Annotated in this window: 12 protein-coding genes; 8 read left to right on the top strand and 4 right to left on the bottom strand. The window is 37.0% G+C overall.

Going from position 1 to position 14186, the window contains the following annotated elements:
* Positions 1-419 precede the first annotated feature (419 nt).
* Genes ABFC98_03695 through ABFC98_03660 form a run of 8 tightly spaced genes read left to right on the top strand, consistent with a single transcriptional unit; the run spans position 420 to position 7104 of the window.
* Complete coding sequence (locus ABFC98_03695; protein MEN6445131.1) at positions 420-632, top strand: exodeoxyribonuclease VII small subunit; 213 nt, start codon at positions 420-422, stop codon at positions 630-632.
* Entirely contained in the window at positions 625-1515 is an 891-nt protein-coding gene (locus tag ABFC98_03690; GenBank protein ID MEN6445130.1) for a polyprenyl synthetase family protein, read from the top strand. Before ABFC98_03695 ends, ABFC98_03690 begins: the two co-directional genes overlap by 8 nt.
* Positions 1512-1946, top strand: coding sequence for a dUTP diphosphatase (dut, locus tag ABFC98_03685; protein ID MEN6445129.1), 435 nt, complete (start codon positions 1512-1514; stop codon positions 1944-1946). The genes ABFC98_03690 and dut overlap by 4 nt, the downstream gene beginning before the upstream one ends.
* Positions 1947-1950: 4 nt before the next feature.
* Entirely contained in the window at positions 1951-2862 is a 912-nt protein-coding gene (gene nadA, locus ABFC98_03680) for a quinolinate synthase NadA (protein ID MEN6445128.1), read from the top strand.
* A gap of 19 nt (positions 2863-2881) precedes the next feature.
* A complete protein-coding gene (locus tag ABFC98_03675; GenBank protein MEN6445127.1) occupies positions 2882-3760 on the top strand; it encodes a hypothetical protein in 879 nt (292 codons plus the stop codon).
* Positions 3741-4298 carry a CDP-diacylglycerol--glycerol-3-phosphate 3-phosphatidyltransferase gene (pgsA, locus tag ABFC98_03670; protein MEN6445126.1) on the top strand — a complete coding sequence of 186 codons (558 nt, stop codon included), beginning with the start codon at positions 3741-3743 and terminating at the stop codon, positions 4296-4298. Before ABFC98_03675 ends, pgsA begins: the two co-directional genes overlap by 20 nt.
* 2 nt (positions 4299-4300) lie before the next feature.
* Positions 4301-5362, top strand: coding sequence for a DUF4837 family protein (locus ABFC98_03665; protein ID MEN6445125.1), 1062 nt, complete (start codon positions 4301-4303; stop codon positions 5360-5362).
* Complete coding sequence (locus ABFC98_03660; protein MEN6445124.1) at positions 5359-7104, top strand: hypothetical protein; 1746 nt, start codon at positions 5359-5361, stop codon at positions 7102-7104. The genes ABFC98_03665 and ABFC98_03660 overlap by 4 nt, the downstream gene beginning before the upstream one ends.
* Positions 7105-7337: 233 nt before the next feature.
* On the opposite strand, the gene ABFC98_03655 is transcribed toward ABFC98_03660, so the two are convergent.
* From ABFC98_03655 to ABFC98_03640, 4 genes are all read right to left on the bottom strand, one after another.
* Entirely contained in the window at positions 7338-7481 is a 144-nt protein-coding gene (locus ABFC98_03655; GenBank protein MEN6445123.1) for a hypothetical protein, read from the bottom strand.
* Between the two features lie 276 nt (positions 7482-7757).
* The gene (locus tag ABFC98_03650; GenBank protein MEN6445122.1) at positions 7758-10832 is read right to left on the bottom strand and encodes a metallophosphoesterase; all 3075 of its coding nucleotides are present in this window, start codon (positions 10830-10832) and stop codon (positions 7758-7760) included.
* A 132-nt stretch (positions 10833-10964) separates the two neighbouring features.
* On the bottom strand, positions 10965-14033 hold the full coding sequence (locus tag ABFC98_03645) for a type I restriction endonuclease subunit R (GenBank protein MEN6445121.1): 3069 nt from the start codon (positions 14031-14033) through the stop codon (positions 10965-10967).
* Positions 14034-14186: restriction endonuclease subunit S (locus tag ABFC98_03640; protein ID MEN6445120.1), on the bottom strand; the 153-nt coding region annotated here is incomplete at its 5' end.

Genomic DNA, 14186 nt, shown 5'->3' with positions numbered 1-14186 from the left:
ATCCGTGTAATCTGTGTAATCTGTGTGAGGTATTTAAAGTTCAAAGTGCGGGAGTTCATAGTTCAAAGTGCGGGAGTGCTTAGTTTTTTAGTTAGCTGCGGTGGCTGATTAAATCCTTTTTACCTCCTACATAAATAATCCGTGAAATCTGTGTAATCTGTGAGAGGTATTTAAAGTTCAAAGTGCGGGAGTTCAAAGTTCAAAGTGCGGGAGTGCTTAGTTTTTTAGTTAGCTGCGGTGGCTGATTAAATCCTTTTTACCGTATAAATTAAAAATCTGTGTAATCTGTGTAATCTGTGAGAGGTATTTGAAAGTTTTAACTTTGTGATTGACAAAATATCTTTATTATAGTATAAGGAAACGAATAAAAAAAAGGGAGTGAGGTAAAAGTGAGCATAGACCAAAACAAAATCAACGAAATGAGCTTTGAACAATCCTTAAAAGAACTGGAAAAAATTGTGGAAACTCTGTCCACAGGCGAAACCAGTTTGGAGGAATTGCTCTCTTTATATGAAGCAGGCGTTGCTTATTTGAAATGCTGTCAAAGCCGTTTAGGTGCAGCCGAGGCAAAAATTAAAATTTTAAGTGATCAACTCTCTTCTCCCCAAGAGCCGGAAGGTAATAATGGATAATAGCATTCTTCTAAAAAAGGATATGAAAGAAAAGCAGGAACTGGTTAATATTATATTAGACCGATTTCTGCCCCGTAAAGATGAATATCCGAAAGATTTGCATAAGGCAATGCGCTATAGTATTTTTGCCGGTGGAAAACGCTTAAGACCATATTTAACAATGACTACCTTTGAAATGTTCAATCCTGAAGTGGAACTAATCACTCCGGTTGCCGCTGCCATAGAAATGATTCATACTTATTCACTTATTCATGATGATCTTCCCGATATTGACGATGATGAATTTAGACGCGGCAAACAATCCTGCCATACCGTTTTTGGTGAAGGCATCGCTCTCTTGGCTGGAGATGCTTTATTGATTAGTGCTTTTGAATTAGTTACTTTAGCGGAACTGGAAGCCAAGCTGAAAGTTCAATTAGTCAACGAATTGGCAAGAGAAGTTGGAATAAAAGGTCTAATCTCCGGTCAGATGGTAGATATTGAATCCGAAGGCAAACAGGTGGATAAAAAGACCCTTTCCTATATTCACGAAAATAAAACCGCCCGCCTAATCAATATCTGTTTGCGTTTTGGCGCGCTTGCCGGAAAAGCAAAAGAAGAAGAACTGAAAATACTGGATGAATACGGAAAAAAGATTGGACTGGTATTTCAAATAGTGGATGATCTTTTGGATGTTGAAGGCACGCAAGAAGAACTTGGGAAAAGCGTTGGTAAAGATGAAGATAGACACAAAGCAACTTTTCCTTCCGTGTATGGTATTGCCGAATCGCATAAAATGGCTAAGGATATGACGGATCAGGCAAGAAAAGTGATTGCCCCCTTAGGTAAAAAAGCAGTGAAATTAGATGCTTTGGCTGAATATCTTTTAAGCAGGAAAGGATGAAAATAGCTTTTCAGAAATTATCTCCCACTGCCACTTTGCCCCAAAGAATGACAGAACAATCTTCTGGTTTTGATCTTTTCGCTGATCTTTTGGAACCGGTTACGATTGAACCTTATAAACGACAAGCCATTCCTTGTGGCATAGCCATTGAAATTCCAATGGGTTATGAAGCTCAAATTAGACCCCGCAGCGGTTTATCCTTAAATTTCGGTTTAGGCATTTTAAACAGTCCCGGAACTATTGATGCCGATTACAGAGGTGAAATAAAAGTGATTTTGATCAATTTGAGCGAAGAAGGGGTAAAAATTGAACCCCAAATGCGGATAGCGCAAATGGTTTTTTGCCCGGTAGTGATTCCTGAACTTAGTGAAACAGTGTCTCTTAGCCCAAGTAAAAGGCAGGAAGGCGGTTTTGGACATACAGGAAAGTGAAAAAATGAAGAAAGAAGAACTGATTTCAGAAATTCTCCGCCTGAAAAAAGAAAAAAATGCCCTGATTCTGGCTCATAACTATCAAATAGTGGAAATTCAAGATATTGCTGATTACCGTGGTGATTCTTTGCAGCTATCTATTTTGGCTTCGCAAGCGAAGGCGCCGTTAATTGTTTTTTGTGGAGTAAAATTTATGGCAGAAACAGCTGCCATTCTAAACCCGGAATCAAAGATTTTGCTGCCGGTTTGGGATGCTGGTTGTCCGATGGCTGATATGATAAATGAAGCACAACTGAAAGCATTCAAAAAAAATTATCCCGGCTCGCCGGTGGTCTGTTATGTAAATTCTTCGGTGGAAGTGAAAGCTGAAAGCGATATTTGCTGCACTTCTTCCAATGCGGTAAAAGTGCTCAATTCTTTAAAAACGGATAAGCCAATTTTGTTTGTTCCAGACCGCAATTTGGGTTCCTGGGCTGCCAAACAGACAGGAAAAAATGTAATACCCTGGGATGGTTATTGTTTGGTGCATCAATGGAGTTTTACGGAAGAAGATGTATTAGCCATTAAAAATAAATATCCTGCTCATAAGCTGCTGGTGCATCCTGAATGCGATCCCGCCATTGTTAAATATGCCGATTTTGTAATGTCCACGGGGGGAATGATGGATTGGGTGAAAGAAAATGACAATGCCATAATTGCTACGGAAATTGGGCTGATAGAATATTTGCAACATATCTATCCGGAAAAATCCCTAATTCCTCTTTCTCCTAAGGCAATTTGTAAAAATATGAAGAAAATAACGCTGGAAAGCATCTACGCTGCCCTAAAATATAATCAGTATGAAATTAATGTAATTCCTTCTATTGCCCAAAAAGCAAAGGTAGCCATAGACAGAATGTTAGCCCTTTCAAAGTAACAAAAAAAAGGATAACCTTATGAAAACCCGCTTTATACTTATCCTGTTAATCATATTCATTCTCTTTAGCGCTTGGCTCTATCTAAGCTATAGCTTAGGAATAAGCGAAAAGGATAAACTGGAAAAATTGGCAAATCTACCTATCTATGCTTATGTTGCCGATACTACAAAAGTTGCTCCTCTACTATCAGAATTGAAACCCGTTCCGGGGATTAAAAATGTGGTTTATGAAACTCCTCAACAAGCAGCTACGGAACTTATTCAGGCATACGGTTTACCTATAACTCCGCAAATGGTTCAGGACTATACTTTGCCTGCCGTCATTACGATAAATTTGCTGTCCAACCGGGAATCCATTAGCAGTAAATCGATGATACTGGATATTTTGCGTTCTCATCTTCCGGAAGCAGATATTGATAGTCAATCCAATGCTTACGGTTCCATTATTGAAGAGTTGCAACGACAGGATTTGTATTCTCTTGTCTTTAATCTTGTTATGGGGTTTCTTATTATGTTGGTTCTGGTGTTTAGCCGCGCTACCTGGGAGCTGCATAAATTACTGCACTATAAGGGTCATAAACATAGTGCGTTGGAAAATGTCCGTTTGCAAAGACAAAGCGTTCAGCATACTTGGTTGATGTTGATAATTCCTTTACCGCTATGTTTGCTAATTTATTTTGCTCTTATATATTTTAACTCGCTGCCCCAATTAATTCCTTATTGGGTATTTATTATTCAAGCGGGCTCTGCCATATTGGGCACACTGATTAACTATTTTATTTTGCATAGCTTTGAACATCAGTTAATTTTAGCAGAAAACCCTGTGGAAATAGTATCTCCGGTAAACAAGATAAACACTCAATCAACTGAAAATAATAATGATACGCCAACTGCCTAATATTTTAACCGTCATCCGTATTTTACTGGTTCCGGTTTTTCTTTATTTTCTGTTTTGGTCACCCAGTTCGGCAAACATTGTTATTGCTCTGATTATTTTTATCGTTGCCAGTGTTACGGATTATCTGGATGGCAAGATAGCGCGCCAACTGAATTTAATAAGTGATTTTGGTAAAATTATGGACCCTTTGGCGGATAAACTTATTGTGCTTTCCGCTTTGGCAGGTCTTTGTTTATTACCGCCTTTTCAGATTAGCGTCGTAATTTTTATAATCATTTTTCTGCGCGAATTGATTATCACTATTCTGCGCGAGGTCTATCAAAAACAAGGGATTGTAATAGCCGCCGATATTTTTGGCAAGCTGAAAACAGTTCTGCAAATGGCAGGCATAATCATCGCTTTGCTTTTTTGGGCATATTTTGAACCAGTGCCCCAAGTAGTGATCCTTGTTATCAATATCTGGTTTTGGTTTGTGGCGCTCATTACAGTGCTTAGTGGTTTAAATTATGTTAGTGCTATAGCTAAAAAAAGGAAATGACAATGCGTAAATATACCCTTTTTATCTTGCTGATATTCATTCTCTTCGGTTGTGCCAAGGAAGGTGGTAAATCAGGTCGTTATACTATTTATGATGAAGTGATTGATCATTCCAAAACCTTGGCTTTGGGAGAAGATAGAGATGTTTATGTATTTTGTGATTCAATGGATTGGCAAGGGCTTAAACCATTCATTGGCAGTGCGATAGAACAAAAAATCCTGATTGTGTATCCAGAACAGTATTTTAACCTCATCAGAGCCGATATTAAAAATGTGCAGACATTGTCCAAATACAAAAATCTGCTTTACATTGGAAACTTGGAGAGTAACTTACCTGTTTCTGCCTATATGAAAAAGACACTTAGTGAGGATTTTAAAAAACGGGTGCAAGTTAGCGGAGGTGATCTTTTTACCGCTAAAAATGCCAATTGCTGCGATCAGATTGTCCTTTTCCTTTTTGGTAAAGATGCCAAGTCCTTACAAAAAGTAGGCGTCCTCCAAGCGGAAAATATCTTTTCTCTGCTCTTGAATCGCTATATGGAAAGACAGGGCTATTATGCCTATCAAGAGAAGGTTATAGATCCTACCTTTTTTGATCGATATCCCTTTTCACTTAAAATTCCAGTCACTTTTCGGTTATATTCCAATGATGCCGTGGGCAGATTCTTAAGCTTTATTTACCGCACCAGAATGGAAAATCGCGAATTTCCGGATAAATATATTTCCATTTACTATGAACCAATGCCCGAAAATAAAGTTGATCTTAATTGGCTGATTGCCAAACGGCAAGAAATCGGGAAAAAATACTTTGAAGGTGATGAATTTGATCCGGAAGTGGTGCGGAAAGAGCCATTCGTCTTTAAAAAACACCCCGGTTATCGTCTTCTGGGTGCTTGGAAAAATATGAAATATGCCATTGGTGGTGGTTTTCAAAGTTACGGTTTTTGGGATGAAAGAACCAAAACAGCATACATTGTAGATAGCAGCGTCTATTTTCCCGCTGGGGACAAACTTCCTGTTTTAGTGGAACTATATGTAATTTCCAATTCCCTGGTAATCAAATGAGAAAATTGCTGCATATAAGACAGTTACTGCTTTGCCAAAGCGTTATAATCTTATTATTGCTTGCTGCTTGTGCAGGACCACAAAAGCCAGTTTCCAGAACTATTTTGGATAATTCCAAGCCCAATATGCCTTCGCTTTATTATTATCTTTCCGGTTCGATTCAACATTATGCGGGGGATTATGTTTCCGCGGCTGATTATTATAATTTGGCTTGGGAACAGGATAAAGGCAGTTATCAAATTCGCAAACAAATGCTGATCAACAGCGCTTTTGCCTATCTCAACAAACAACAGGATGAACAAACCACTATCGCAGAGTTTGAAAAAGCCGAAAAAGAGATGGTCTTTGATAACGACCTATTAAATATTGCCTACGCCGTTTATAGTAACGCCAATAATTTAGAAGGACTGCAACGCATTGTTTCCCAAGGCGTTACTTACTATCCTTCCACGCTAAATTATCTCCGCAAATTTTACCTAAACTACAGTAAAAATAAGCAAACGGATGTGCAACTGCTAAAACTGGCATATCAATCTGCCGATCACCATCCGGAGGATTTGATTTTAACTGCCAAAATGTATTCTTTAGTCAGTCCGCAACGCTCTTTGGCAATTTTACAGGAAGCATACCAACTTGACCCCAAACCTGAAACTGATAAAATGATTAGTGAATTTACTATCCAGAATGCGGATTTGGGAAAGACCTTGCAAAAATTTCAGGCATACCGCTATCCGGAAGATAAAGATCTGATGCTCTATTTTTTACAGACCGCCAATCGGAACCGCTCTTTTGATATTGTTAATGCGCTGGCAAATTCCATTTTATCTACCAACGACACTTCTTTAATAGGAGAATTGGCTTTTTCTGCTTTTCTGAGCAATAAACAAGATATTATGCAGAAAATATCCAGCTTTTTGCTGGCTAAAGAATCAGAACTTGCTTCCTATTCTCAGATAGCCGTTTTCCTTTTTGCTGAATCGCTATTTTCCGAATATTTGCCGGAGCCCTCGGTTTATGCTGTTTACTTTAATTCTGCTGGCGACCTTCAGGATGTTGTATTATATGCAATGCTGAAAAATTCTTTCCAAACGAAAAACAAACCCGATGACCCTAATTCCGATTTTGCCGATAAAATGGTTTTGGCAGTGCAAAAACTATTACCGGAAAGCGTTTTTGCCGATTATCTAAAGATTGCGGCAAAAGCAAAAACTGTGGAAGATCAGGATTTTTTACAGGCCAGAGCAAATCTATGTAATTACTTTCTGCAGAAGAATCTGGGTGAATTGGACGACTGGACTTTTCTCCTGCAATATTATCAACAGCAGAATAGGCAGGCGGAAAAAATCGCCCTGCTGCGAAAAGCAATAAATATATACCCCGATAATCCTCTCTTTCTCAACGACTTAGGTTATACTTTGCTGGATTTTCAGGAACACTTAAATGAAGCCGGTTCGCTGATTCAAAGAGCGGTGGCTCTGGAACCGACAAATGCTTATTATCAAGATAGCTTGGCTTGGTATTATTATCTTACTTCCGATTTTAACGGCGCTTTGGAACATATTAATTTGCCTATGCAATTAGAAGATATGCCAGCAGAAATCTCTTACCATATCGGGATGATTCTGATAGCTAATCAAAAAAACGAAGAAGCAATAAAATATCTGCAAACCGCAACGGAAGATAAAACCAACCCTCTCTATCAGGAAAAAGCCAGACAGGCATTGGAAGAACTGCAAAAATAACCCGCCGCTATTAAAAGACCTGTTTTATTCCCGAAAGTAGGTTTTGTTTGATTTGGCTAAAAAAATTCTTTACGGATCAATGTCATTTGGTAAAAACAAGACCCTCAGAAACCTGAAAGCGATATTTGTTTGATTTGGCTAAAAAAGTTCTTTACGGATCAATGTCATTAGGTAAGGCAATTAACATAAAAAAATAAGAGCCACTTGCGCAGCTCTTATTATATGGCTGATCATCAACATTGCCTGCTGTCTGACCAGTTCACATCTTTCTCAGCGGGCAGGCGCTCCAGATGCTTCACATAGATAGTATAATCATTTTCCTCTGTCTGCCCAATCTTTTTTTCTCTGCCTTCTGCCTTTCCATATTTAGCTATCATTACTTGTAATTCCGTCTCTTCCTTGTTATCCTCTTGCGCTATTTGGGTAAAACAATGATCGCTAAGTGATGGATAACCTTATAGTTTTTGAGATGAAGTCCAATGATTTGGATGGCGCCCGGAAATATATCAAAGCTCTTATGCTTTGGGTCAGAGTTGTTCAGATTTGATACGACGCAGAAATGAATCCGATAGGTGTCTTAGGACCACATACTAAGTTACTGCCGTTCCATTGTAAGTGTAGGACGATGACTAAGTATTATCACTAATCAATAACTATCTTTGCTGCTTTAGTTGCAATATCTTTTGTTCTTTGATCTTAATATCAAAAGCTTCTGCGATTTTTTGCTGGTTTCTGTAATCAACTTCATGCATATACAAAAATCTATAGACTAAATGTCTGAGAACATTATATACAAATTGATTATCTTTGTGCTCCTTTTTGATTTCGATTAACTCATCTACATTCAAACAATGTTTATATTCCATGCAAACCATTACATCTATTAACCTATATGATGGGGATGGGTTTTCTTTCGAAATCTCATCTATTTGAGGCAAGAGATCATATGAACCAAGCGATATTGAAGTTTTTAATAACAGCGAGTTTATTGACGCAAAAGATATTCCTAAAAGGAATTTTTTGACTTGCGCTTCAAGATCTACATCATCAATCAAAATGACTTTAGTATCCCCATTCTTTTTTGCATCACTATTGCGAGCTTCGATTTCTTCTTTGATTTTATCCCTGATGTAGGTAACTGCCGTATTCATAAGTTCCTTTTGGTTGTGAATTAGAAAGCTTATTAATCGAAGAGATGAGTTTACTGATTCAATTAGAAAGTTTTTTATCTTCTCTCTTTTGAGAGAACCAGATCTATTCTTTAGTATCTGACCAATGATCTCTAAGTATCTTATAAGTTTCTGAGTATCAGTTAATATTGAGTAGTCAACATCTTGTTCCTCATCTTCTATCTGATCAATATCTTTATCATCACCAATCAAACCATTAGTGATTTCGTCTGTCTGCTTAAGGATTTTTTCTCGGTTTTCAAGAATATCACGTTTCTGCTCAATAATCAAGTCTCTAATATCACTAAATAGATCGCTTAGAAAATCAGTATTCTCTTTACACAACGACTCAGGAGGATATTTATCAAACAAGCACGAAACATTAAGTTGTAATTCATCCCAAAACGAATCGTCCTCTAGAAAATGTGTTAAGAAGATTACAATATTTGCATTTCTAAAAACATGTATCTTCTGGCATATATCTGAAATTTGGGACTTTACAACATCTTGCTGATAGTTTCTTGCTAAATACCTGGCTATACAAAAATGAAGCACGAATGGATGATTAAATCTAATCAAATCATCGTGTGTTCTGTGTAGAAGCTTTGCTTTAAGTAGATTGTTGAGCATCGGAGTCATTTCATCAGGAACGTTATATTCCTGAAAATAATTAATATAAAACTGCTTTAGCTGATCGTCAGTGATTGATGATCTTCGATTTACGAAGAAGTCATATGATAAACAGGATAAAAAGTTCAGGTAGGCTTCTGATTTTTGGGGACCAATGTACTTATGTATTGAGAAGACTATCAATGCCAAGTAACAGTCACCATAGGCAGTAAACTTATAGTCACTAGGTGAAGAAGTAGTTATTCCTTGTAATATCATTAGTAGAAAGAATGGATAAGATGGTATTTTTGTTAGCGTTATATCCTGGATTTTTTTATATAATCCATCTACTTGTCTTATAAGTAACTCATCCTCAATTGGTTCTTCGTTACTTAACAAAACCCATTTTCTGATAAGCTCGTCTTTTTTTACTTGTCCAAATGGCAGTATTTCGAAAAGATTCGAATCATTCCAATAGAACTCACTTTTCTGTGATATTGAGCTATATAGTTCGGTATCTCTCATTGATGAATGTATGATTGAGAAGATGTCTTTCAACCTATCAAAGATTTTTATCTTCGATTCAATGTTAATAGTTGAAAGATCTAGGTCATCAATAAAAACTACACGTTTACTTTTATCAAGCTGCATGTAAGCATCCCAATTCAAATCAGAGTACTGTTTTTCCAGAGCAGCTCTAACGTGCTTATCTATATTGGTATTTTTAATATCACTCCCTCGAATTAAAACTGGATATACAGATTTCCCATAATAATCTCTTATTAGTTTTTTGAATATCGTTGTTTTCCCTGATTGATCTTTTCCGATATAGAATACTTTTTTTTCTGTTAATAAATTAATTGTATTGGACATTGAAATATATACAGGGTTTAAGTTCGCTGAATTTAAAACTTCCAAATCAGGCTCAATGAATACATCATTTAAGAAGAGATCATCTTTTCCAGGGTGAGATAGCGGGATACCTAATTCATCAAGGTACGAATCGAAACTGGATGAAAAATTGAATTGAGATCTAAGTTGAATTGGTAAGAACTCTTTTAATGTTTCTTTGTATACACCATCTTTATGCTTCAACATAATCAATTCCATCTTCATACTCTTAGAATCAAGAATTAGAATATTACAGCCAGATTCTAGACCGTTGCCCATGGGTGAGTTTAGAAGCAGTGTATTCTTATTTGTGTCAAAGTTATAATTTTTAGATGCACTTTGTAAGTGCTCATGACCCGTTAACAAAACATTAAAATTGTTACTGATAAAAAACCTACTTTCATCTATTTTAATATCACTTGCATCAAGCCAGTTTAGTGGATGATGTAACAAAGCAACTACAATCCTTCTATCTGGTATGGATATCTCATTTATCATATCTTTAAGTGGCAGCTGAACTGATGCAGGTTTTTCATCTTTTTGAGACAGCCATGATGTGTTAATACATATTAAGTATAAGTTAATATCATCAAGATTATAAGTTCCAGCATAAACTAATTGATTGTGGTAATCGATATCAATAAAACTGTATTTGGAAGCGAACTCAAAGAAGTTCTTCTGCACTAAGCAACATGTAGTAACTTCATCTATATCAAAGGACTTGCTTTCCCTTATCTTCTCTATTACATCGTTTCTTGTTGATTGCAAACTCGTTAAGTCATTATCATGATTCCCCGGAGTAAACATAAATTGGATATCAATTTCAGGTATATCTCTTTTGATATTATTTCGTAATGAAGTAATAACATCTTCAACTCTGGTAAACTGAGTCTGAAAACCATTATCTGTAATATCTCCTGATATTGTAAATATGACTGAGTCACATCCCGATATTATATCTTTAATACGGTTAGTAAAATTCGAAAATAACTCTGAGCTTACCAATTTAGTGTTGTCGGCTACATGCAGATCGCTGATATGCACTAATGCACATTTCATAATATTTTCCTCATTTCATCTTTAGGGTTTTCTCAGGTTGAGATGTGCAGAATACAAAGCATAATTGTAAGCACATCCCGTGATATCATAATTAAGTATATTATGTGGGTGTTGGTAGATGTACATATTAATCTAACTTCCGAGACTACTCTTAGTGAAATCTGATATACCCCAGAATCTATTAAAGAAAGCTATAAGCTTTTCCAGAACAGATTCTTTCTTCTTAGTGCGCTCGCCATTTTTTGAGAACCTTGGAAGAGGAGGAAGAACCTTAGTAATGGCAGTGCCGGTTTCTTGTACAAATCCGTCTCTAAAAGCATTGTCTATATACTTGTAGGTCTCATCTTTGTTAAGATTTTCTTCCTTTATGATCCTGTCTAATTCTTCTTTTTTTCTTTCCTCTACAAAGGTATGCCAGTCCTTATCTATATCGGTTGAGGGATTCAAGTTAGCGATGAATTGTTCTATCAGATCTTTCTTATTGCGCAGTTCCAAACTTGAATCTATAGCTTTTCTGATGTTGACGATGATCTCTTTGTCTTTTTGAAATCCGGAATGGTATTTTTTAATCAATTCCAGTATATAGTCAATGGTGATTTCTATTTGTTTTATCAGTTCCATTTCAAAAACAATATCATCATTCACATTCTCAGCGTCACCCTTGTCCCTTCTCCTAAATTCGTTGTAGAGATCAATATACATACTGTGATAGTCCTGAAAATCCCTTTCTGTAAGGATTTCACGCCCACTAAAATCATCAAAAGTAGAGAGGATGTTGCGAACTTTTAAGATATTTCCATACAATCTGATGAAGTCCTTTTGATTTTGTTCCCCTATAATTATGTCTCCAACTGGATACTTGTTTTGCAGCTCTTCAATTAATTCCACATATCCAGGGATTCGTTTTCCTCCTGATAGGTAGCCATTTTTGTAGTATTCATCAAATGACTTAAGCAATACTATACCACAAGCTTCCTTATCTCCGAAGAGAGCTATGCTCTCGTTAGTAGCTTTCTCAAGATTGCGGAAGCATACAATGTTTCCAAAGGTCTTTATCGTATTTAGTATTCGATTTGTTCTGGAGTATGCCTGTAAGAGACCATGCAAACGAAGGTTCTTATCTACCCAAAGAGTATTTAAGGTGGTGGCGTCAAAGCCAGTGAGGAACATATTCACTACTATTAACAGGTCAATCTCCCGGTCTTTCACTCTTTGGGATACATCCTTATAGTAGTTTTGGAACTTATCACTGGAGGTATCAAAATTCGTTTTGAATAGCTTATTGTAATCCCCAATGGCAGAATCCAGAAAGTCCCTGGAGCTTTGATCCAATCTGCTTGTATCTTCCAGATTTTCATCTTCAATCAGCCCGTCCAGTTCTTCTTCGCTTTCATTGACAGTAAAGCTATAGATTATTGCTATCTTAAGCTGTTTGTCTTGGGGCAGTTCTGCCATCTGCTTCTGAAACTCTGAATAATATTTTTTTGCCATTTCAATTGAGGCAGTGGCAAAGATAGAATTAAAACCAGCAAGCCGTCTGTCCTTTAATTGATAATAGTTATTACGCTTGGTCTTTTGATCAAAATGTTCAAGAATGTAGTTCACGATGTTTGTAATTCGTTCAGGCGAAGCAAGAGCTCTTTCCCTGTCTATATCCCACACTTTTGAATCGGTGATGTTTTCCTGCTCTTTCATTGTGCTGATATAGTCAATGCGGAAGGGCAGGACATTTCTATCCATAATTGCATCCACTATCGTATAAGTATGAAGTTTGGTACCAAAGGCCTGCTCTGTTGTGCGTAAATCAGCTTTGGAGTTACTGTTGGAATTCACAGCAAAGATAGGAGTGCCGGTAAAGCCAAACAGATGATACTTTTTAAAGGTCTTGGTGATGGCAGTATGCATTTCACCAAACTGAGAGCGGTGACATTCGTCAAAGATAATCACTATGTGTAGATTGAAGGCAGAGAGCTGTTTTTCCTTATTAATCAATAGAGAAAGCTTCTGAATTGTAGTAATAATGATTTTGGCTTTAGGGTCTTCAAGTTGCTTCTTCAGTATTGCAGTACTGGTATTGCTGTTGGCCGCTCCCCTTTCAAACTTATCATACTCCTTCATTGTTTGATAGTCAAGGTCTTTCCTATCAACCACAAAAAGCACTTTATCAATATAAAGCAGCTTACTTGCTAATTGGGCTGTTTTGAAGGAAGTAAGAGTTTTACCGCTTCCGGTGGTATGCCAGATGTAGCCACCACCTTCAATTTTTCCATATTTCTTGTAGTTATTAGAAACATCTATACGCCTCAAAATCCGCTCTGTAGCCACAATCTGATAAGGTCTCATAACAAGCAATAGTTTATCAGTAGTAAAAACACAGTATTTTGTTAGCAAGTTCAGTAAGGTATGCTTGGCAAAGAAAGTCCGTCCAAAGTCCATAAGATCAGTTATAGGGTGGTTATCGGCATCTGCCCACCAAGAGGTAAATTCAAAGCTGTTACTGGTTTGCTTACCTTTCTTTATTTTACCTTCTTGTTGTTCTTTGAGATGAGTAAAGCGAGTAGTATTGCTATAGTATTTTGTATGTGTTCCATTAGAGATTACGAAGATTTGAACATATTCAAAGAGACCACACCCTGCCCAGAAGGACTCACGGTTATAACGATTTATTTGATTGAATGCCTCTTTGATATCCACTCCGCGTTTTTTTAACTCAATATGAACGAGGGGAAGTCCGTTGACCAGGACTGTAACATCATAGCGATTGGCTCTTTGACCGTCTTCAACACTATATTGATTAATAACTTGCAACCGGTTGTGGTGGATATTGTCTTTTTTTAGCAGATAGATGTTTTTCTTTGTTCCATCATCGCAAGCAAGCAATTGAATGTAATCCTCTTGAATGATGTTGGTTTTTTCCTCTATCCCATAGTTTAAGTTGGCTATTTTGCCCTGGAACAGCTGATTCCATTCTGTGTCTGAGAATGGGTAATTATTCAGAATTTCCAATTGTTTCCGCAAATTGCTTATCAATTGAGCTTCAGATGAGAGGGGCAGATATTCGTATGCTTGTGCCTTTAGTAACTCTATAAATGCCTTTTCTAATGCTGCCTCAGTTTGATAGGCAGATTCCTTTTTTTTGGTGGAATCGTATTTTGCTACAACAGTGCTTTCCTGACTTTGGGTTACAATATCATATTTCATTTAGTTACCTTGGGTATCTGCTCTATTCTTGAAAGTAAGCAGTTTATTCCTGTAGTATTCATATTGTTTGCGTCTGGCTTCAATCTCTGCAGGCAAACCAACTGATATATCGTTTACCAAAGCATAGAATTTGTCTAAGATTGATACTATTCG

Origin of the sequence: Candidatus Cloacimonas sp. (assembly GCA_039680785.1) — a bacterium.
Taxonomy (GTDB): Bacteria; Cloacimonadota; Cloacimonadia; order Cloacimonadales; family Cloacimonadaceae; genus Cloacimonas.
The sequence above is the reverse complement of the archived record's forward strand: the minus strand, read 5'-3'. Positions and strand labels throughout refer to the sequence as shown.